16 protein-coding genes are annotated in these 21,741 nt (G+C 68.0%); 6 read left to right on the top strand and 10 right to left on the bottom strand.

Going from position 1 to position 21,741, the window contains the following annotated elements; all coding sequences use genetic code 11:
• Positions 1-7 precede the first annotated feature (7 nt).
• Together NRB20_RS39260 and NRB20_RS37520 are read left to right on the top strand one after the other, a co-directional pair.
• Positions 8-2,701: a DUF3027 domain-containing protein gene (locus tag NRB20_RS39260; RefSeq protein WP_319944778.1), complete on the top strand. Its 2,694-nt coding sequence runs from the start codon at positions 8-10 to the stop codon at positions 2,699-2,701.
• An 8-nt stretch (positions 2,702-2,709) separates the two neighbouring features.
• Positions 2,710-6,057, top strand: coding sequence for a sacsin N-terminal ATP-binding-like domain-containing protein (locus tag NRB20_RS37520; RefSeq protein WP_194289809.1), 3,348 nt, complete (start codon positions 2,710-2,712; stop codon positions 6,055-6,057).
• Here the strand turns inward: NRB20_RS37520 and NRB20_RS11730 are convergent.
• Both NRB20_RS11730 and NRB20_RS11725 read right to left on the bottom strand, forming a co-directional pair.
• Positions 6,038-6,664, bottom strand: a complete 627-nt coding sequence (locus NRB20_RS11730) for a TetR/AcrR family transcriptional regulator (protein WP_319944777.1) — start codon at positions 6,662-6,664, stop codon at positions 6,038-6,040. The genes NRB20_RS37520 and NRB20_RS11730 overlap by 20 nt on opposite strands.
• A gap of 57 nt (positions 6,665-6,721) precedes the next feature.
• Positions 6,722-6,958 (bottom strand): DUF2530 domain-containing protein, encoded by a 237-nt coding sequence (locus tag NRB20_RS11725; protein WP_319944776.1) that lies wholly within the window; start codon positions 6,956-6,958, stop codon positions 6,722-6,724.
• 64 nt (positions 6,959-7,022) lie between these two features.
• On the opposite strand from NRB20_RS11725, the gene NRB20_RS11720 reads away from it, so the two are divergent.
• The gene (locus NRB20_RS11720; RefSeq protein WP_319944775.1) at positions 7,023-7,460 is read left to right on the top strand and encodes a MarR family winged helix-turn-helix transcriptional regulator; all 438 of its coding nucleotides are present in this window, start codon (positions 7,023-7,025) and stop codon (positions 7,458-7,460) included.
• Positions 7,461-7,490: 30 nt separating this feature from the next.
• Here the strand turns inward: NRB20_RS11720 and NRB20_RS11715 are convergent, their stop codons facing one another.
• From NRB20_RS11715 to pdxH, 7 genes are all read right to left on the bottom strand, one after another.
• Positions 7,491-7,880, bottom strand: a complete 390-nt coding sequence (locus tag NRB20_RS11715) for a YccF domain-containing protein (protein ID WP_319944833.1) — start codon at positions 7,878-7,880, stop codon at positions 7,491-7,493.
• Between the two features lie 481 nt (positions 7,881-8,361).
• Positions 8,362-9,567 carry a GNAT family N-acetyltransferase gene (locus NRB20_RS11710; RefSeq protein ID WP_153410079.1) on the bottom strand — a complete coding sequence of 402 codons (1,206 nt, stop codon included), beginning with the start codon at positions 9,565-9,567 and terminating at the stop codon, positions 8,362-8,364.
• A 335-nt stretch (positions 9,568-9,902) separates the two neighbouring features.
• Positions 9,903-11,081: an AI-2E family transporter gene (locus NRB20_RS11705; protein WP_319944774.1), complete on the bottom strand. Its 1,179-nt coding sequence runs from the start codon at positions 11,079-11,081 to the stop codon at positions 9,903-9,905.
• A 93-nt stretch (positions 11,082-11,174) separates the two neighbouring features.
• Entirely contained in the window at positions 11,175-12,893 is a 1,719-nt protein-coding gene (locus tag NRB20_RS11700; protein WP_194289808.1) for an nSTAND1 domain-containing NTPase, read from the bottom strand.
• A gap of 369 nt (positions 12,894-13,262) precedes the next feature.
• Positions 13,263-14,594, bottom strand: a complete 1,332-nt coding sequence (locus NRB20_RS11695; RefSeq protein ID WP_319944773.1) for a citrate synthase — start codon at positions 14,592-14,594, stop codon at positions 13,263-13,265.
• 181 nt (positions 14,595-14,775) lie between these two features.
• Positions 14,776-16,059: an MFS transporter gene (locus NRB20_RS11690; protein ID WP_319944772.1), complete on the bottom strand. Its 1,284-nt coding sequence runs from the start codon at positions 16,057-16,059 to the stop codon at positions 14,776-14,778.
• A gap of 103 nt (positions 16,060-16,162) precedes the next feature.
• A complete protein-coding gene (pdxH, locus tag NRB20_RS11685) occupies positions 16,163-16,813 on the bottom strand; it encodes a pyridoxamine 5'-phosphate oxidase (RefSeq protein ID WP_153410316.1) in 651 nt (216 codons plus the stop codon).
• Positions 16,814-17,176: 363 nt separating this feature from the next.
• On the opposite strand from pdxH, the gene NRB20_RS11680 reads away from it, so the two are divergent.
• Both NRB20_RS11680 and NRB20_RS11675 read left to right on the top strand, forming a co-directional pair.
• Entirely contained in the window at positions 17,177-18,322 is a 1,146-nt protein-coding gene (locus tag NRB20_RS11680; RefSeq protein WP_153410077.1) for a citrate synthase 2, read from the top strand.
• 217 nt (positions 18,323-18,539) lie between these two features.
• Positions 18,540-19,472 carry a polysaccharide deacetylase family protein gene (locus tag NRB20_RS11675; RefSeq protein ID WP_319944771.1) on the top strand — a complete coding sequence of 311 codons (933 nt, stop codon included), beginning with the start codon at positions 18,540-18,542 and terminating at the stop codon, positions 19,470-19,472.
• A gap of 9 nt (positions 19,473-19,481) precedes the next feature.
• On the opposite strand, the gene NRB20_RS11670 is transcribed toward NRB20_RS11675, so the two are convergent.
• Positions 19,482-20,234 (bottom strand): hypothetical protein, encoded by a 753-nt coding sequence (locus NRB20_RS11670; protein WP_227833420.1) that lies wholly within the window; start codon positions 20,232-20,234, stop codon positions 19,482-19,484.
• A gap of 142 nt (positions 20,235-20,376) precedes the next feature.
• On the opposite strand from NRB20_RS11670, the gene serC reads away from it, so the two are divergent.
• Positions 20,377-21,504: a phosphoserine transaminase gene (serC, locus tag NRB20_RS11665; protein WP_153410076.1), complete on the top strand. Its 1,128-nt coding sequence runs from the start codon at positions 20,377-20,379 to the stop codon at positions 21,502-21,504.
• The last annotated feature ends 237 nt before the right edge of the window (positions 21,505-21,741 follow it).

Below are 21,741 nucleotides of genomic sequence, written 5' to 3'. Positions count from 1 at the left end.
GTAGGACGTGAGCGCAGTTTCTGTTTCGGAGCCCGGTGTGCGACCGATCCTGGCGGAGGCGGTCGACGTGGCTCGCCGTGCGCTCCTGGAGTTGCAGCCCGAGGGTGTGGGCGAGCATCTGGGCGTGACCGCCGAGGACGAGTACGCCGCCACCCACCACTTCGCGACGACCCTGTCCGGGTATCGCGGTTGGCAGTGGGCGGTCGTGGTGGCCGCACCGCCGGAGGCCGATCGGGCCACGGTCAGCGAGTCGGCGCTGCTGCCCGGCCCCGACGCCCTGATCGCCCCCGACTTCATCCCGTGGGAGCAGCGGGTGCGTCCCGGTGACCTCGCGCCCGGCGATCTGCTGGCCCCCCTGCCGAACGACCCGCGTCTGGTGCCCGGCTACCTGGTCACCGGCGATCCGGTCGTCGACGACGTCTGCGAGGAGCTCGGCCAGGGCCGCCCGCAGGTGCTGAGCCGCGAGGGCCGCGAGGAGGCCGCCGAACGCTGGTTCACCGAGTACGGCCCCGACACCGAGATGGCGCGAGCCGCCGCCTCGACCTGCCGCCTCTGCGGCTTCTACGTCCCCCTGGCCGGCGCCATGCGCGCCTCCTACGGCGTCTGCGCCAACGCCCTCGGCGCCGACGGCCACGTGGTCCACGCCGAATACGGCTGCGGCGCCCACTCCGACACCGAACTCCCCACCGGCGGCGGCTCCCCCCTCTACCAGGCTTATGACGACGCCGCCGTCGAGTTGATCGCTCCGGAGGAGTTACGCAGACCGTCCGCCGGGACATCGCAGGACGTCACCCCGGCGACCGAGATCCCGCAGGACACCGCGTCGGGTGCGGGTGACCCGGCTGTGGCCGTGCACGAGCACACATCCACCTCGGAGAGCGTCGCGGAATCGGCAAGCACCGTCACGTCAGCTGTTGCCGATCCGGACGTGGCAATCGCCTCGCCGGATGTCGCTGCGCCGGAGACGGCTGCCGTGTCGGCAGATGTAGCTGCGCCGCAGGATGTAGCTGCGGGTGCCCCTGAGGATGCTGTCGCGCAGTCGGCCGCGGGTGCTCGTGAAGATGCTGTCGCGTCGTCGGATGCGGTTGCGCGAGAGGGCGTTTCCGCGTCGGGGAGTGCTGCTGAGCCGGAAAGTCGGGCCGCACCGTCCGCTGCTGAGCCGGATAGTCCGGTCGCGTCGTCCGCTGCTGAGCCGGAGGCGGCAGTCGCATCGGCAGATGTGTTTGTGTCGCAGGATGCTGCCGCGTCGTCGGATGTGGTTGTGCGCGAGGGTGTTTCCACGTCGGGCAGTGCTTCTGATCCGGTGAGCCCGGTCGCGTCGTCCGCTGTTGTGTCGGATGCCGTGGTTGCGTCGGTCGGTGGTGTCGAGCCGGAGGCGGCAGTCGCATCGGCAGATGTGGTTGTGTCGCAGGATGCTGCCGCGTCGTCGGATGTGGTTGTGCGCGAGGATGTTTCCACGTCGGAAAGTGGTGCCGAGTCTGAGAGCGCGGCTGTCCGGGACGCCGTCGCGGCGGATGTGGTCGTTGTGGCTGCCGACGTTGCCGAATCAGAGGCTGCGGCTGCATCGGCGGATGTTGTTGTGCCGCAGGGTGATGTCGCGTCGTCGACTGCGAGTGTGCATGAAGACGCCGTCGTGTCGGAGGACGAGAGTGCCGTCGAGTCGGTCAGTGCGGGTGCTTCGCCGGCCGTTGTCGAGTCGGCTGCGGTAGTCGCGTCGGCCGATGATGTCATGCCGGAGGGCGAGCGCGCGGCCGCGGATTCGGTTGTGCCTGCGTCGGCGGACGACCTCGGACAGGGGACCGGGCGCGCGGTCGGGGATGCTCCTGCTGTGTCGGACAGTGTCGGGAAGTCCGAGGGGCTTGCTGGTGAGGCTGCTTACGGCGGTGCGGTTGCGTCGGAGCGGTCCGCGGGTGAGGTCGATCCGGCGGTGCTCGCTGGGACTGGCTCGCTGGCGGGCGATGGCGAGGACGTCGATGCTTCGGTAGTTGAAGATGTCGCGTCTGCGGCGGACATCGAGTCTGCTGATGTTGCGGCGGAAACGGATTCGGGTGCGGCGGCCCCTGGTGAGGTTGCCGGTGGTGATGCTTCCGTTGCCGTGACGGATGGCGACGTGGATGCTACTGAGATGGCCGGGGCTACTGCGGTTGCCGAAGAGTTCACTTCGGCAGAGGAACAGTTGGGGCAGACGGAAACTGTTGCTGCTGAATCGTTTACGGATTCGACCGGTGTGGTGGCCGAACTGTCCACTGAGGAGGTCTCCGGGGGCGGTGAGTCGGCATCGGTTGCCGAGTCCCTTGCTCCTGCAGCGGAGTATGTGTCGCGCTCTGCGGCTGATTCTGTCGATGTTGCGGGAGATTCGGTGGATGCCGGTGCCCCAGTGGATCACGTTGCCGCTGAGGGGATTTCGGTCAGTGATACCGGTTCGTTCGACGGCTATGGAGCGGCCGATTCCGAGATAGGAATCGCTGCGGATGCTGTGGGCGCGGATGCCGTGGGCGCGGATGGTGCTGCTCGTTCGGCATCAGATGATGGTGATGCTGCGGTTACGCGGTCCGAGGTTGATGGTTCGGTGGATTCCGGTGTGGCCGAGGGGGTTTCCGGGGCTCGGGTGTCGGGTGAATATCACGATGCTTGGGCGGTGTCGGCGGTGCATGTGCGGCCTGGTGCCGGAGGTGCCTCTGGGGCGGCGGAACAGAGCTGAGCGACATCGTGGGGGATCCGTTCGGGTCGGAGAGTTTGCGGGCAGGGGTGCTCGATGCGTGGCGTGGGTCACCGACGCGGCTGCGTGAGGATGCGGCCACCGAGGTCGATCTGGTGCGCGCCGGGTATCGGGATCGGCTGCTGACCGAGTTGGCGCAGAACGCCGCCGACGCCGCCGCGCGTGCGGGTGTGCCGGGGCGGCTGGCGGTGTGGTTCGAGGGACGGTCGCTACATGTGGCCAATACCGGTGTGCCGCTGGATGTTTCGGGCGTGCATTCGCTGACCGCATTGCGGGCCTCGGCGAAGTCGGCCGCGGACGCGGTGGTCGGCCGGTTCGGTGTCGGCTTCACCGCCGTGCTCACCGTCGGTGACGAGATCGAATTCCGTTCGCGCACGGGCGCGCTGCTGTTCTCGCGGGAACGTACGCGAGACGAGTTGCGGCGCAACGAGATCGCGCTGCCGAAGGGGCCGGAGTTCGTCCCGCCCGTGCTGCGCCTGGTCTGGCCGCTCGAGGTGGAGCCGGTGCACGGATTCGACAGCGAGATCGTCATCCGGTTGCGCGCGGACGTCGATGTCGAGACCCTGTCCACGGCCATGCGCACCGAGTCCACCGATCTGCTCCTGGAACTGCCCGCGCTGCGCACGATCAGCATCGGTGACGACGAGATACGCAGCGAGACAACAGAACTCGGCGGCGGCCTGACGCAGCTGACACTGTCCGGTCCGACCTTCGGCGAACGGATCTGGTGGCAGTTCGAGACCACCCACGCCCGCTGGCTGCTGCCGGTCGTCGACGGCCGTCCGGTCCCCACCGGACACGACGTGCTGCGCGCCCCCACCCGCTCGGACGAGGAGCTGTCCCTCCCAGCCCTGCTCATCGCGCGAATCGCCATGCAACCGGACCGCCGCCGCCTCCTCCCCGGCGCCCGAACCACCGAATTGGCCTCCGGCTACGCCGATTTCGCCCGCGCCCTCCCACCCCGGGACCGCCTCATCCTGGTCCCCACCCCCGGATTCGCCCGCAGCGAAACCGACGCCCTCCTCCGCGAAGCCCTCATCACCGACCTCCGTACCCACCCCTGGCTCCCAGTCGTCCCCACCCGCCCGACCGCCACCACCCCTTCCGCGCCCGACACTGCCACCGCCGTGGAATCCGTTGCGTACCAGCACGAAGATATCCTCGTCGCGCGCGATCCGGCCGGGCTTGCCAACCATTCCGCGGATTCGATTGCGCCCGAGGCCGATTCCGTGGACTCGCCTGTTGTCGCCGATGATGTCGGGGCAGTACCCAGCGATCTCGAGTCCGCGAACCACTCCACGGGATCGCCTTCATCTGCTGGATATTCGGCGTATTCGCTTGCTGCTGCGGATGATTCGGTCGATCGAGCGACGGCTGCCCCGTCCGATCGTGAAGATGTCGAGGATGTCTCGGCATTGCCCGGTCTGTATGACACGGCGAGATCGCTTGCTGCTGCGGATGACTCGCTCGATCGAGCGACGGTCATCCCATCCGATCACGATGATGTCTCGGTGTATGACCCGACGAGATCGGTTGTCGTCGTGGATGATTCGGCCGCGCTGATGACGGACTTCCCGGACATGTCCACCGCGGACGCGCACGCGACCGTCCCGGACGAGCGGTACCCCGATGTCGCACTGGCCGTGCCGACCCGGGCGATCGTATTCCCCGATGTGACAACGGAATTGGCGGGTCTGCTCGCCGATGTGCTGGGCCCGCTGGTGATTCCGGAACTCTCCCGGCGTGCTTCCAACGAGGCGTTGACCGTGTTGGACGCGCATCGGATCGGGTTGGCGCGGATCGCGGAGCTGTCCTCGGGGCTGGAACGCCCGCCGCACTGGTGGTATTCGTTCTACGACGCGCTCGAGGAGTTCGTGGCCGATCCGCTGACCGCGGAGGAACTCGGTGCGCTCGCGGTGCCGCTGGCCGACGGTCGGCGGGTGACCGGGCCGCGCACGGTGGTGCTCGGCGATTCGCTCGAGCTCGTCGAGGTCCCCTACGGCCCCTACGGCGATGAGTTCGCCGCCGAGATCGCGCTGCCGGTGCACTGGGCGCGACTGGTGCATCCGGAGGCGGCGCACGAGCTGCTGGGCCGCCTGGGCGCACGGCAGGCCGCGACCGAGGATCTGCTGTCGGATCCCGCGCTGGAAGCCGCGTTGCAGGACGATCCGGCCGACCCGGACACGATCGAGGCGGTGCTGCGCCTGGCCGCGCAGCTGACCGATCCGTCCGCGCTCCCGGAGTGGCTCGGCACGATCGAACTGCCCGGCGAGGACGGCGACCCGATGCCCGCCGACGAACTGTTGCTGCCGGGCGCACCCCTGGCCGAGCTGCTCGTGCCCGATTCCCCGCTCGGCGCCCTCGATGCCTCGATCGTCGAGCGATACGGCGAGCAGGCGTTGCGCGCGATCGGTGTCGGCTGGGGATTCGCGCTGGTCACCGAGCAGGACCCGACCGGCCCGGATCATCATCTGGACGACGAGGACTCCTGGTGGGACACCCTCGAGGAGGATCCGCGCGAACTGGTCGCGGTCCGCGATCTGGATCTGGTCGACGACGAGTCCTGGCCGAATGCGTTGCGGCTCTTGCTGTCCGAGCCGCGCACCCGCCGCTGCCTGACCGACCGCGACGGCTACACCGCCTGGTGGCTGCGGCATCACGCCCGGATCGGCGGTACGCCGCTGGGCCTGTGCCGCGCGCCCGGTGACGAACTGTTCGCCGACCTGCTGCCCACCCCGGCCGAACTCGACCCGGACGAGATCCGCGCCCTGCACGCGGTGCTGGCCGACCCGGAAACCATTACCCCGGAACTCGCCACCGCCCTGCTCGAGGCTCTGGCCGATCCCGCGAAAACCCCTTCCCCGGAAGCGATTTCGCAAACGCACCGCAGACTCGCCGAGGCGCTGGAACTGCTCGACCTGAACGAGCTGGCCCTGCCCGAGCGGGTGCGGGCACTGTCCGGCGCGGTGATCGATCCGGCCGACGCGGTCATCCTCGACGAACCCTGCTACGGCTTCGCGATCCCCCCGGACCGCCTGGTCGCGGGCGACCGCGACACCGCGCGGGCACTGTCCACCCTGCTCGATCTACCGCTGGCCTCCGAGGCGGTCACCGCCGAGGTGCTCGGCGAGGGCCGGGTGAGCACCTGGCGGGACGAACCGCTGGGCGTGGTGCTGCGCATGCAGTTCGGCGAGGTGCCGCCGGACGCGCCGCTGATCCTGCACGAGGAACTGCGGGTGCGGCTGAGCGGTGCGTACGAGGCGACCGTGGAGGTGCCGTGGTGGCGCGAGGGCGAGGTGACTCACGTTCGCGCGCAGGCTATTGCGCGTACGTCGTGATCATCTCGGCGAGCACGTCCAACTGAGTGCGGACCGCCTCGCTGTCGTTGTCGACCAGCCAGCGCAGCACGATGCCGTCGATGACCGCGAGAGTGAATCGGCTCAGCGTGCCGACCGGCACCGACCACCGCGTCCCGGTCGCGTCACGGGCGTGTTCGAGAACATCGCCGACGGTGGAGTCGTTGAATGTGTATTGTTCGCGCGCGATCGCCAGTTTGGCCGGAGTTTGTTCACTTTCGCGCAGTGCGTAGGTGGTGGTTTCGTAGGTGAGCAACTGCCGTTCGGGCGTGGCTTCGATGTTCAGCCACAACAGTTCCAGGCTCGCGCGCACCAGATTTTGAAGCGATTCTTTTCCACTTCCGACGCCCTGCCAGACCGTTTCGTTGGTCTCGACGGAATCGCGCAATTCCATCGATAGTGCCTTGACCAGTTCGGTCATCAGCGCGTCCTTGTTTTCGAAACAGTAATGCACCACACCGAGCGAAACTCCGGCGGCTTGCGCCACGTCACGGGTGGTTACCCCGGCCACGCCCTTTTTTTCGGCCAGGCCGATAGCGGCCTCGATAAGGTGTGCGCGGCGTTCTTCGACGCTCAATCGGGAGGACACCCACGCAGTTAAGCGCCAAGCACGCGAACAGTCAATTCGCGGGCGAAAAAATCGGCCTCAGAGACCTTTCTGCGCACCCTTGTCGCCGCGCCGCGCACCGCGTCGTTGAATCATGAAGATGATGTAACCGAGCAAACCCACAGCGAGCCCCATCAGACAGATCGGTCGCGCCGGCGCCCAGCTGCCATCGACCCAGACCGCGATGGTCGCGATCGCCCACAGCGCGCTGCCGATGGCCAGCACCGGACGCGGATCGGTCAGACGCGGCGGAATTTCGGGCACCTCGGGGGTCACGATGCCAACGATACCGCCGCGATCGAACAGCTCGGGTCCGGCGTGTCACGTATCGTTCAGCTCTGTGACAACGGCTTCCGATATACGAGCCCTCGCCGCCGATCTCTCCCTGGCGGTGGTTCGGCTGACCCGACATCTGCGGGGTCGCCGCGCCGAGGCTCAGATTTCGCTGACCCAGCTGTCGGCCCTGGCGACCCTCAATCGCGACGGTTCCATGACCCCGGGCGCGCTCGCGGCCAAGGAACGGGTGCAACCACCCTCGATGACGCGCGTGATCTCCTCGCTCACGGAAATGGCACTGGTCAAACGCGATCCGCACCCCACCGACGGCCGCCAGGTGATCGTCTCGCTGTCGGACGCGGGCCGGGCCCTGCTCGCCGACGAGGCCGACGCCCGCGAGGAGTGGATGACCGATCAGCTCTCCGGCCTGACAGCCGCGCAGCTCGACGTGCTGCGCGAGGCCGTCGGCATCATGACCCAGATCGTCGGCGAATCGGAGTAGTGGCGGATCCGCCCGTTTCCCCGAAATGCCTCAGCGCCCGAAAACGCTTTCACTCGGCACGATTTCGCGGCCCAGCGGCATCAGCGACACCGGAATGAGCTTCAAGTTGGCCCAGCCGAACGGAATGCCGACGATGGAGACGAACAGCGGAATGCTGGTGAGCAGATGCCCCAGCGCCAGCCACCATCCGGCGAAGATCAGCCAGATCACATTGCCGACCGTCGAGGGCGCACCCGATCCCGGCCGCGCGACCACCTCGCGCCCGAACGGCCACAGCACGTAGTTCGCGATCCGGAACGACGCGACGCCGAACGGAATGGTGACGATCAGCACGCAGCAGATCACCCCCGCGACCAGGTAACCCAGCGCCATCCAGAAACCGGCCAGCACCAGCCAGATCACATTCAGCACGAACCGAATCGCTTCCACCTCCCCAGCATGCCAGTGCGAACCCGGCCGGGCCACCCGGGATGAAAAGCGCTCTCCTGTGGTTCCGGCCCGGCCGTACGGCGCCAGGGTTCCGGCTGTGCATGGGTGGCGAGTGAACGCCGCGCGGGCGCTTCAGCACCGGAATGGATCTCGAAGCTGCCTACCCGCGAAGCCTCCAGGGTGCGGGACACCTCGCCGGGTCGAGTGTCTGGGCATGCACTGGGTGAGCTACGGCTTGGTAGGCGTATTCGGTTGTGTGAGTGCATATCCGGTGTCACTACTGGGTGCCGCGATGGATCTCGAAGCCGCTGCGACCGGCGCGATCTCCATGATCCAGGGGTGGGACACCTCGCTGCCGAGAGTCCGCGCATGCAGGGGTGAGCTGCGGATCGGGAGATGTATTCGGTTGTGTCAGTGTGTGTCTGGTTCTGTTTATGGTGTGCCGAGCAGGATATCTGCGAGAGCGGTTCTACTAGAACGCCCAGCCGAGGACCGGATCGCGGTCGCTCTGGAAGGCGAGGTCCAGTGCCCGCAATACGGCCGGGCCTTTCGCTCGAATGTGGTGTGCCGCAGCCATTCTCCGAATCCGGTGCGCGCCGAGATAGACCGAACCGAGTACGTCGATGCCGAGTTCGACATCGGCGGCGCGGGTGGTCGGTGCGCATTCGGCGTGGCCGTCGCGTACCCGCAGTGCGAAGGTGCCGCCCGCGCCGCGGAACGGATCGTCAACCGCGACAACGATATCCAGATCGGCCTGATACGAGCGGGCGGTCAGGGCCGCGGGGACGTCCATCAGCCGCGTCCACAGTGCGTCGCGCAGGCCCGTGGTCCGGACCAGGCGCGGGTCGGTGAACAGGTGCGGGAGCGGATCGTCCGGCGCGATCACCGCCTCGACCCGGTCGAACAGTTCCAGTGCGCTCAGCGCCCGCCAGAGGGCGGCGTGCGCGTCGGGGGTGACCGCGCGCAGCTCCACCACCTCGATCGCGGAACCCGATCCGCGCCGGTGGTAGCGGTACAGCGCATAGCCGTCGGGGTGGGTGAAGGCGAACAGTTCGGTGCCGCCGCCTCGATAGCGGGGGAGATCGGCGAACACCGCGTCCCAGGCGGGCTCCGGGCGGAGTTGCGCGCCGGGCTGTACTCGCCGCCAGCGGTCGTAGATCGCGGGCACGACACCTCGGGCCGCGGTGGTTGCGGTCAACTCGACCCCGCCCGGATCCGGTGTGCCGGAATGGAATTGCGCGAACCGGCGATCGAATCCGATGTGCTGCTCGGTAATCGACGGACCGTAACCGAACCGGCCGTAGATCCCGCCCTGACTGGCGGTGAAGATGGTCAGCGGCAGCCCGAGTTCCTCGGTGCGGCGATGCTGTTCGGTGTACATCGCGCGCAGAATGCCGCGTCGTCGATGTGTCGGCGCGACAACGACATTCGCGATCGAGGACACCTCGACCGGATGTCCGCCCGGCACGGTCAGCGTCTGCGTGTAGGTGGCGGCGTATCCGACGATCCGATCGCCCTCGTGCGCCACGATGCCGTTCTCCGGCGCGAAAACGCTGTGGGTGCGTTCGGCCTCGGCCCGATCGGTCGCGATCCCGAAACCGATATCGCCCAGCAGCCGGATCACCTCGGCATCGGCCGCGGAACCGGAGCGCAGAGTTATCCCCGACGTCTCTGTCATACCTGCACCATCGCATGTACCGGGACGACTCCGCACTCCGATTTCACCCCCGGCGCGCCCGCGCTCGCGGCAGGTGACCGGGCGAATCCGGTCCGTCCCCCGACGTGACGGGCCGAATCGTGCCAGTGCGGCCGTGACCGGACCGGACTGTCCTCCCCGGTACAGTCCGATCCGGCGATCGCGTGCCGCACCGATACCCGCGCGCCCCGCCATCCCCTCCGGAGCGGGCCGAGTCGGTGATCGGATCGCGAGGTCCGCCGAACCTCACACGAAGACGATCCCGCGCCCGGCTCGACAAGCGCTTAACAAGACCTTGCAGCGCGAATTGCGCTGTGCTACTTGCCTGGACGCCGCCACAGCCGTCGATAGCGGGAGGTGCGTTCGATCCGCGGATCCTCGGCGACCTCGTACCGCCGGACGTATTCGCTCAGGAACGCCTGCACCGTCGCGGTGGCCGGAATCGCCAGCAGCGCCCCGACCGCGCCCAGCAGCGCACCACCCGCCAGCACCGCCAGCAGCGCCACCGCCGCGTTCACGTCGACGGTGCGGGCGGTGATGCGTGGTTGCAGTAGATAGTCCTGGAACCACTGGTAGACGATGGAGAATCCGATCACCCACAGCGCGTCGATGGGCTGAATGGTCAGCGCCACCAGCACAGGCAGGGTGCCCGCGATATAGGTGCCGATGGTCGGGACGAAGGAGGCGACCACGCCGAACCACACACCCAGCGCCAGCGCGTTGGGCAGTCCGAGGATCGCCAGGAACACCGCGTGCGCGAGGGCGGAGATCACCGCCAGCAGCGCGCGGGAGTACAGGTATCCGCCGGTCTTGGTGATGGCCAGATCCCAGGCCCGCAGCACCTCGTCCTGCCGGGGCGGCGGCAGCATCGAGCACACCGTGCGCCGCAGTTTCGGGCCGTCGGCGGTGAGGTAGATGCTGAACAGCGCGATCGTCAGCACCTGGACCAGCCCGCCGACCACCGTGCTGGACAGGCCCCACGCGTTGTTGGCGGCGGTCTGCGCGTAGTTGTTCAGCACATTCGAGTCGTGCAGCAGCCGATCGCGCAGCTGATCCACCGTGAAGTGCTGGTGGAATGTGCGATTGATCCAGTCGACGAGTTCGTTGAGCAGCCCGGGCAATTCGTGCAGCAGATTGCTGACCGTCTCCACCAGCAGCGTGCCCAGCGCCGCGAGAAACCCTGCGACACAGGCGAACAGCAGCACGAACACCACCGCGGTGGCCAGCCCGCGATGGATGCCGCGCGCGGCGAGCATGTTCACCGCGGGTTCGGTCGCCAGCGAGACGAAGAACGCCACCAGCATGATCGTGAACAGGCCCAGCAGCTTGTGCGCCGCCCAGTCGGTGATCTGATACGCGCCCAGCAGTGCGAAGGCCAGCACCAGCGCCCGGGGCAGCCAGGGCGGCATCCGGTGCTCGCCGTGCTCTCCGTTCGAGGCGGGTGCGGGCGGTGCGTCGGTGCCCTGCTCGGCCTGCTCGTCCGGATCGTCGGTCACTTCACCCAGTGTGCCCGCTCGAGACCGGTTTTCCCGGCTGCGACCCGCCTTGCGGCGGACCGTCGGGCCGGGATCGCGGCATCGGGCCGACGCTCACTGGCCGACGACTTTCCGATAGTGGCAAGCGTTCTGGTGATCGCGTTCGACGACGCTGCCCGGTCCGCCCAGTTCCGTACGGGCCGAGGCGCGCAGGAATTCGGTGGCCGCGATGCTGGCGGAGGGATCGGCGTGGCGGATCGCGGTGGTGAGGCGGCTGCCGCGATAGAGCAGGCCGGGATCGCGTTCGGCGGTACACCATTCGGTCGCGTCGTCCTCGATTCGCTGACGCCACAACAGGAATGCGCGATTCTCCCCGATCCAGCCGCGCAGCCGATCCCAGCGCAGCAGGGTGTCGTGTACGAGATCGGCGTGCCGCACCTCCACCACGATCAGCCGCGCCCGGATCAGGCGGTAGACCAGATCGCGCCCCGACCCGGTGCGGGCGGCGATGCGCAGCAGATCGGCCGTGGGCAGCCGACGCCGGGCGTAGCTGCCGTCGCGGTGCACGGTGACCAGGGCCAGCAGCAGCGCACGAGCGTCGACCTGTTCGTCCGGAGTCAGTGCGGCCCAGCACTGTTCGGCGATCCGGGCCATCTCCCCGGCCGGTCCGCCGACCTTCCGGTAGGCGGCGAAATCGATGCGCTCACCGGTGCGCGCCTCCCACAGCGATCGCATGGTGGCGGACAGTACGGCCAACTCGCCGGGCCCGGCCGAGGCCCTGTCCAGACTCGGCCGATCCGGTTCCAGCGCGGTGAGCAGCAGATCGACCACGCCCGGCTCGACCGCCGCGCCGCAGCCGCGCACCGGGCCGACGATGACCGAGGTGAGTTCCGGGCGCAACATCGGATTCAGGCTGAAACTGTTGTGCTGCACCGCATCCGCGAGCCACGGGTACTGCGCGCAGGAGACCAGGTCGTCGGAGCGGATGGAGATCAGCACGGTGCCGATGGTGGACACCTGTTTGAGCCAGATCAGGAAGGCCGCGCGTTCGGTCGGATCGATCTCGGGACGGTAGAGCCGCTCGAACTGATCCACGATCAGCATCGGCCGCGCCTCGCCCGCCCACTGCCGCACCGCCTCCAGATCCGGGCGACCGGCCGCGGGATCCGTTGTGCCGCCGAAGGTTCGGGCAGATCTCGCGAGTGTCTCGGGACCCGCGGTGAGGATCGCGACGGCCCAGCTGCCGCCCTCCGAACGCAGTGCCGGAGCCAGCGCGGCGCGCAGCAGCGCGGTCTTGCCCACGCCCGACGCGCCGGTCAGCACGATCACATCGGCCGGGCGCTGCGGCGTCGCCGACATCCGGACCATGGTCAGCAGCGCGGTGAGCGCTCGCCGCCGCCCGAAGAAGACGGACTCGTGCTGCTCGGTGTACTCGCCGACCGGGTACGGCCGATGGGTGGCGCCGCCGGTGGCCTCGGCCGGACTCGCCCGCGCCGCCTTCCACAGCATCCGCCAGGCCCGGGTGTTGATCGACTCGGCGGTATTGCCGGTGCGGCGCTTGGCCCGCGCGCCCAGCACGTGCAGCACCGGGACCAGCGATTCGAACCGCGCGGGCACATTGCGCCCGCTGAGCCAATCGCTGATGCGCTGTGCCGAGGCCAGCGCGGAGCGGGTGTCCCCGGTCTCCTGCGCGCGCAACTGGGCCAGCATCGCGACGCTGCGTAACGACGGCGCCCCCGCGGCCCGGTGCAGCCCCGAGAGCCGCCGCGCGAACTCGCTGCGCGCCGACCCACCCCGCACCTGCTGACCGTGCTCGATATCTTCGATTGCCATAGTGCCCCCCAACGGACTCCAGGACCCGCTCACCTCGCGACGAGCGGATGGTTCATGCTCTTCGAAAGGTTTAGACGGCGCGGATCCCGATTCAGTTCCGTCCCGACCGGGCATTTTTTCGGAAGTTTCGCGAGTCCCTCGTGACCAGCGGTTTTCCGTCGTCGGCGAGCGGATCGCCCGGTTTCCCGACTGGACGCGACGTCTGTGCGGCGCTCCGACGACGTCCGGATCGGACGCATCCGAGGTATCGGGTTCCGGTGCCACGGCGCGAATTTCGGGTAGCGGGTGCGGACACCGTTGCGGCATACGGAAAAGGCCCGCTTCCGAATCGGAAGCGGGCCTCTCACAACGCTTTTCAGCGGACGAACATCACCGTCCGGCGATCTCGGTGAAATCGCGGGCGCCGTAGCCGGTGTAGATCTGACGCGGGCGGCCGATCTTCATGGGCTCGCCGTGCATCTCGCGCCAGTGCGCGATCCAGCCGGGCAGCCGGCCCATCGCGAACAGCACGGTGAACATGCGGGTCGGGAAGCCCATGGCCCGGTAGATGACGCCGGTGTAGAAGTCGACGTTCGGGTACAGGCGGCGGTCGACGAAGTAGCTGTCGGTCAGGGCCGCCTCTTCCAGCGCCTTGGCAATGTCCAGCAGCGGATCCTGCACGCCCAGCTTGGCCAGGATCTGGTCGGCGGTCTTCTTGACGATCGTCGCGCGCGGGTCGTAGTTGCGGTAGACGCGGTGACCGAAGCCCATCAGCTTCACCCCGTCCTCCTTGTTCTTGACCTTGCGGATGAACTCCTTGACCGCGGCGTCGACGGTGCCGCCGTCGATATTGGCCTTGATGCCGTCCAGCATCTCGAGCACGGCCTGGTTCGCGCCGCCGTGCAGCGGGCCCCACAGCGCGTTGATGCCGCCGGAGACGGAGGTGAACAGGTTCGCGTCCGAGGAGCCGACCAGGCGCACGGTCGAGGTCGAGCAGTTCTGCTCGTGGTCCGCGTGCAGGATCAGCAGCATGTCCAGCGCGGCGGCGACCTCCGGGTCGACCTCGTACGGCTCGGCCGGGAAACCGAAGGTCATCCGCAGGAAGTTCTCCACCAGCGACAGCGAGTTGTCCGGGTAGAGGAACGGCTGGCCGACCGACTTCTTGTACGCGTACGCCGCGATGGTCGGCAGCTTGGCCAGCAGACGGATGGTGGACAGCTCGACCTGTTCCGGATCGCGGGGGTCCAGCGAGTCCTGGTAGTACGCCGACAGGGCGTTCACCGCGCTGGAGAGCACCGGCATCGGGTGCGCGTTGCGGGGGAAGCCGTCGAAGAAGCGCTTGAGGTCCTCGTGCAGCAGGGTGTGCCGGCGGATCCGGTCGGTGAAGTCCTCCAGCTGCGCGGTGCTCGGCAGCTCACCGTAGATCAGCAGGTAGCTGACCTCGATGAAGTTCGAACCCGCCGCGAGCTGCTCGATCGGGTACCCGCGGTAGCGCAGGATACCGGCCTCGCCGTCGATGTAGGTGATCGCCGACTTGGTCGGGGCCGTGTTCATGAAACCGGGGTCGTAGGTGACGTACCCCGTGCTGGCCAGCAGCTTTCCGAGGTCGATCCCGTCGTTTCCCTCGGCGGCCTTGGCGACTGTCATCGGGTAATCGCCACCGGGGTAGGACAGTACCGGCTTGGCGTCGTCGTCGACGTTGATGATGTTCTCAGCGGGCACGGAAGGATCCCTCTCAGGCTAGAACCGGTAGGCACCGGGCACGGTCGGTGTCGGATGCGCTCTGGTCAACGCTAGCCGCTGGCCGTTAGCGGTGGATAGCGAGGGTCATGGTTGACTACCTCACAGTCACTTCCGTTCGAGGTGAGCTCGACGGGGGTCTCGTGGTAGTGGAGCGCGGTGCTCACGCGGCCGGAATTTCGGCATGTGCGCGGGCCACTCGGTACCGTACGAAGGCCGGGAAGGCCACCGCCGCGAGCACCATGCCGATCACCACGAGTACACCGCCACCGGCCGCCGCCACGGCGGTACCCAGGGCCGCGGCCGCAAAACCGTGGGCAACATCACCCAGGCGCGGACCACCCGCGACGACCACCGTGAACACCCCCTGCAACCGGCCGCGCATCTCGTCGGTGGCGACCTGTTGCAGCATGGTGGTGCGCAACGTCGCGGAGAACATGTCGACCGCGCCGCCGAATGCCAAGCAGCCCACCGCGATCCAGAGTCCGACGGTGGTGCTGAGCAGATGTCCGGTGACCCCGACCGCGACGCCGAATCCGACCATCGCCACACCCCACAGCGCGATGCAGATGACCACCGCCAGACCCTGTCGCCGCAGGTGGGAGAGCCAGCCGGAGAAGATGCCGCCCGCCACCGCGCCCGCGGACAACGCCGCGAACAGCAGGCCCAGGGCGGTGCCGCCGGTGATCGGATCGCCGAAGGTGTCGTGCGCGAGTTCGGGGAACAGCGCGCGCGGCATGCCGAACACCATCGCGATGATGTCCACGGCGAACGAGGCGAGCAGGATGCGTTGCGTGGTCAGATAGGCGAATCCGTCTGCGACAGTGCGTAATCCGGCCCTGCGGACGTCGCCGCTGGAGGGCACCTCGGGCAGTTTCCACACTGCCCACAGGGTGGCGAGCAGGGCGATCGAGTCGAGCAGATAGAGCGTCGACAGGCCCACGACCGGGATCAACGTTCCGGCCAGCACCGGCCCGGCGATGGCGCCGAACTGCATGACCGTCGCGTTGAGCGAGTTGGCCGCGGGCAGCAGATGTCCGGGCAGCAGCCGCGGGTAGATCGCGCTGCGGGTGGGCTGATTCACCCCGAACAGGCCCTGCTGCACCGCGAACAACCCGAACACAAGCCAGACGTTGTTCACCCCCGCCAACGCCTGCACCCAGAACAACACCGAGGTCAGCCCGGTTCCGAGGCTCGTGATCAGCAGGAGTTTGCGCCGGTCCATCACATCGGCCAGCGCCCCGCCCCACAGCCCGAACACGATCAGCGGCACCAGCCCGAACAACCCCGACAGCCCGACGTACCCGGAACTGTGCGTGATCTGGAAGATCTGCTGCGGCACCGCGACCACGCTCAGCTGCGCCCCGATGACGGTGACGATATTGGTCGTCCACAGGCGGCGAAAGTCCTGGTTGCGCAGCGGGGTGATATCGGCGAGCAGCTTCACCGACGGAACATTAACGCCTCCGAACGGCCCACGAACCCCGAAATCGAGTGATTCATCCCATGATTACAAGCCTGGTGATCCGCTACGCTTCGCCCCTTCGGGGCTAGGGCTGGAGGCGCTCTATCTTCATGGCCGAGATATCGGGGTTGCCGACTTCCAGGGTGATGCGGATGCGGTTGTGCAGGCGGCTGCGGCGGCCCTGCCAGAATTCGACGGTTTCCGGGGTGAGCAGGTAGCCGCCCCAGTTCGCGGGGACCGGGAGTTGTTCGACGTCCTCGAAACGGGTGGTGACCTTGTCCAGGGCACGGTCCAGGTCGGCGCGGGAGGCGACGGGGCGGGACTGCTGCGAGGCCCAGGCGCCGAGCTGGGAATTGCGCGGGCGCGAGCGCCAGTACACGGCCGTGGTCTCGGGGCCGACCTGTTGTACCGGTCCGCGCACGGTCACCTGTCTGCCCAATGCGGGCCAGGCGAACGTGATCGAGGCATAGGGGATTGCGGCGAGCTGATTTCCCTTGGCCGAATCGTAATTCGTGTAAAAAGTCACACCCGCCTGCGACAGCCCTTTGCACAGCACCGTGCGCGAGGCCGGGCGCGGGCCCGCACCGGTCATCTCCACCGTCGCCAGCACCATGGCGTTCGGCTCGGCGATTCCGGCGCGGGTGGCCTGCTCGATCCAGTTGCGCAGCAACGGTTCCCAGCCGTCCGACAGCCAGGATTCGTCCAGATCCGGATCGCCGCCGTATTCCGCGCGCATGGCGGCGATATCCATTTCCGCGCGCATCGCCGCACCCACATCGGGGTATGTCGGGGTCGAATTTCCAGTGGGAAATCCCACTCGGGCTTCCGCGGAACCGGGTGAATTCTCCTCGTCGCGCATGAAGCAGAGGTTACTCCGCAGTAAGAGAAGGACTAAGGTTCATATCGGTCGACGCGCGTGGCGCAACGTCCGAGTGAACCTCCGGCAACCTCGCGCGTCGTAGTGAAATACCGTGGCCGCGCCTGGATCGTGCGGTCCGAATCGCAAGGAGAGTCACCGCATGAGCGAGCGCAGCGAGCGAACAAAGGGCTCAGCCACCTTGGTGGTCAGGCCGGAGCCGAGCGCTAGCGAGGCTCGGGCATGACCACCAGCGCTGCGGCACCCGCCGGCCCCGCCGTTCCTCCCGATTTCGTCAGTGGACTGGAAGGCGTGGTGGCTTTCACCACCGATATCGCCGAACCCGACAAGGACGGCGGTGCGCTGCGGTACCGCGGCGTGGACATCGAGGATCTGGTCGCCAACCGGGTGACCTTCGGCGATGTGTGGGCGCTGCTCGTGGACGGCGAATTCGGCCACGGCCTGCCCCCGGCCGAGCCCTTCCCGCTGCCCATCCACACCGGCGACGTGCGCGTCGACGTGCAGGCCGGACTGGCCATGCTCGCCCCGATCTGGGGTTATCAGCCGCTGCTGGACATCGACGATCGGACCGCGCGGGACAACCTCGCGCGTGCCTCGGTGATGGCGCTGTCCTACGTCGCGCAGTCCGCGCGCGGCATCTACCAGCCCGCCGTGCCGCAGCAGCAGATCGACGAGTGCACCACGGTCACCGAGCGGTTCATGACCCGCTGGAAGGGTGACCCGGATCCCCGGCACACTCAGGCCATCGACGCCTACTGGGTGTCCGCGGCCGAGCACGGCATGAACGCCTCCACCTTCACCGCCCGCGTCATCGCCTCGACCGGCGCGGATGTGGCGGCCTCGCTCTCGGGTGCGATCGGCGCGATGTCCGGTCCGCTGCACGGCGGCGCGCCCGCGCGGGTGCTGCCGATGATCGAGGAGGTCGAGCGCACCGGCGATGCTCGTGCGCTGGTCAAGGGCATTCTGGATCGCAAGGAGAAGCTGATGGGCTTCGGCCACCGGGTGTACCGGGCCGAGGATCCCCGCGCGCGGGTGCTGCGCGCGACCGCCGAGCGCCTGGGCGCGCCGCGCTACGAGGTGGCCGCCGCGCTGGAGCAGGCCGCGCTGGCCGAACTGCGCGAGCGTCGGCCCGATCGCGCCATCGAGACCAATGTCGAGTTCTGGGCCGCGGTCATCCTGGACTTCGCCGAGGTGCCCGCGCACATGATGCCCGCCATGTTCACCTGTGGCCGGACCGCGGGCTGGTGCGCGCACATCCTGGAGCAGAAGCAACTGGGCAAGCTGGTGCGTCCGGCGGCGATCTACACCGGTCCCGCGCCGCGCAGCCCGGAGTCGGTCACCGGCTGGGATTTGGTCGCCGGAAAGTAGCTGTAACGTAAGACCTTTCGGTCGCCCGCGCGTGTCATGCGCAGCCGCCCGCGCCTGCTGACGCGCGGGCGGCTTTGTGCCGCACCGTAATTCGGATCGGTGCGGCCGAGTGTCGGCGATCGGCCGGTGCTGTCCGTAACCCGCACGTGTGCTACCGGTCACTTCCCGGAATTCCCGAAACCTGCCGGGTGCCAGGACTTCCCGTACGATCCGTGCCGTGTTCGATCGAGTGATCTCCCGGCGCGGGCTGCTGGCAGCGGGAGCGATGGCGGCCGCTGGCCTGGCGAGTGCGGCCTGCGCCGAGGCGTGGGGTTCCTCGCCGACGCCGTCGACATTGTCCGATGCGACGTTGCAGCCCCTGTCCGCCGTCGACGGGCCCGCGGTGATGTCCGCCGTCACCACCGATACGCCCGTCGTTGCGCCCGCGAATCCCCCTGCGGCACAGTCGACTTCGGACGGTCGGCCTGCCGCGGTGGCCGCCGAGCACGCCGGGCAGCGGCCCCGGACCTGGGCGATGGCGATGCCGGGCATCGTCACCACGTTCGTCCCGGCCGGTAAGCAGATGGCGCTGACCTTCGATGCCTGTGGCGGCCCCGGGAACGACGAGATGAATGAAGTTCTGATGAACTTCCTGATCTCCCAACGCATTCCGGCGACATTGTTCCTGAACCAACGGTGGATAGACGCCGATCCCGGCCGCGCGGGAACGCTCGCCGACAATCCATTGTTCGAGATCGGCAATCACGGCACCCGGCACTGCCCGCTGTCGGTGAACGGCCGTTCGGCCTACGGCATCGCCGGAACCGCGTCCGCGCAACAGGCCGTGGACGAAGTCTGGAGCAATCACGAACGACTGATCCGGCTGACCGGCCGCGCACCCCGCTTCTTCCGCACCGGAACCGCCCACTACGACGATATCGCCGTGCGAATCGTGCACGAACTCGGCGAGACCCCGGTGGGATTCAGCATCAACGCCGACGCCGGAGCCACCTTCAGCAGCCCCCAGATCCAACGCGAAATGGCCGCGGTGGTCCCCGGATCCATTTCCATCGCCCACATGCACCGCCCGCGATCCGCCACGGCCCCGGGCATGATCGCGGCCGTCACCCGATTGCGTTCCGCCGGTTATCAATTCGTTCATCTGCCGTAGCGCGCGCGGTCATTCCGGGCAGGAGCTCGCCCAGTCGACGGCGACCGATTCACCGCGGTCGACGGTGAAGAACGCGACCTCCAGATGTTTCCCCAGATCGACCAGTTCGATGGCCGCGAGCGGGACGGGCTGGATGATGCGGACCCACCAGGGTCGCGGTTCGTCCCAGGCCCGCAGTTCCAGATCCAGGCGCAGCACCGGATCGTCGCGGCCGGAGTAGTCGGCGGCGACGGGACTGGCCGCGAGCACCGTCGCATCCGCGCGACGGCCGTTGGCGAGGATCTTGGCGATACCGATCCGGGTGGTCTCCTCGGGACCGGGGACGTAGAGCACCACGCGGTCGCGATCGCCCGGATCGACGCGGCAGCCGACGACGTCGCCGGGCTGCATCGCGGACAGGTCCGTCGCGCCGACCCGCTGCCGGATCCGGGTCTCGTGCGGCGGGTCGTCCTCGATGTGCAGACGTATCCAGAACCGGTGCCCCGGTTCACCCCGCCCACCCGACACCGCGCGACCGCTCGCCGCACCGTCCCGCACCACCGGCGGCCCGGCGAACGGTGGCATCCGGCACGGCCGCACCCCGAGGATCGTCGCGGTACCCGCCACCCCGCGCAGTAGCACCTCGCGCTGCGCCGGTTCGGACAGCGCGCCGTGCCGCATCGCGAATCGACCCGATCCCAGCCGCGCCCACCAGCGATCCAGCAGGCCGGAACGAGTGCTCGAGATCACCGGTGCTAATTGTTCGCCAGCGCGCTCACGCATCGCTCCAAGGTATCCGAAATATCGGCCGCATCATGGCATTTCGGAAATATGTACGGAGTCGGTCCCGATTAGCTCGATGGCTTCGCGCGGACGCCGCACCCACCTGTGTCGCGGGCGGCGGCGGGCCATTAGGCTTGCGGATATGACCGCTGCCTTGCCGAGCATCCCCGCCGAACTCAAACCAGCCGACGGACGTTTCGGCTGCGGACCATCCAAGGTCCGCCCGGAACAGCTCAGTTCCCTGGTCGAGGTCGGTGCTTCGGTGTTCGGCACCAGCCACCGGCAGAAGCCGGTCAAGGATGTCGTCGCGCGGGTGCGGTCGGGGCTGCGCGAGCTGTTCTCGCTGCCCGAGGGCTACGAGGTGGTGCTCGGTAACGGCGGCACCACCGCGTTCTGGGACGCGGCCGCGTTCGGTCTGATCCGGGAGCGCTCGCTGCACCTGACCTACGGCGAGTTCAGCTCGAAGTTCGCCACGGTCGCGAAGAAGAACCCGTTCATCGGCGATCCGATCGTCGTCTCGACCGATCCGGGCACCGCGCCGGAGCCGGTCGCCGACCCGCAGGCCGACCTCATCGCGTGGGCGCACAACGAGACCTCCACCGGTGTCGCGGTGCCCGTGCAGCGCCCGGCCGGTTCGGACAATGCGCTGATCGCCATCGACGCCACCTCGGGCGCGGGCGGGCTGCCGGTGAACGTCGCCGACGCCGACGTCTACTACTTCGCCCCGCAGAAGTGCTTCGCCGCCGACGGTGGCCTGTGGATCGCGCTGATGAGCCCGAAGGCGCTGGAGCGGGTCGCGGAGATCAAGGAGTCGGGCCGGTTCACCCCCGAATTCCTGTCGCTGCCGATCGCGGTGGACAACAGCTCCAAGGATCAGACCTACAACACCCCGGCGCTGGCCACGCTGCTGCTGCTGGCCGATCAGATCGAGTGGATGAACGGCAACGGCGGCCTGGACTGGACCGTCAAGCGCACCCTGGATTCCTCGTCGCGGCTGTACACCTGGGCCGAGTCGAGCGAATTCGCCACCCCGTTCGTGGTCGATCCCGCGCATCGCTCGCAGGTCGTCGGCACCATCGACTTCGCCGATTCGGTGGATGCCGCGCAGGTGGCGAAGATCTTGCGCGCCAACGGAATCGTGGACACCGAGCCGTACCGGAAGCTGGGCCGCAACCAGTTGCGCATCGGGATGTTCCCGGCGATCGATCCCGAGGACATCACGCAGTTGACGCGTAGTATCGACTGGGTTGTCGGGGAGATCGCGAAGTAAGCACATACAGCAGGGGGCGCCGGGATGTTTCGTCAGCGGATTTCGGCCATCGAATGGCGATCCGGCCCGGTCGCGGACATGCTGATCGAAGCGGGCTGAATTGAACACGATAGCGCGCGCGGAAGTCTGCCGAGAGATTTCCGCGCGCGTGTCCTGCCACATGAATCTCAGAAGTGCACTACTGTTCCAGAACGTGGGCGGTGTCGCGAGCCTTGCTGTGATGAACGCGGCGATAAA

The sequence above is a fragment of the Nocardia macrotermitis genome (assembly GCF_009604405.1).
GTDB lineage: Bacteria > Actinomycetota > Actinomycetes > Mycobacteriales > Mycobacteriaceae > Nocardia > Nocardia macrotermitis.
This window is presented reverse-complemented; position numbering and strand designations above follow the sequence as displayed.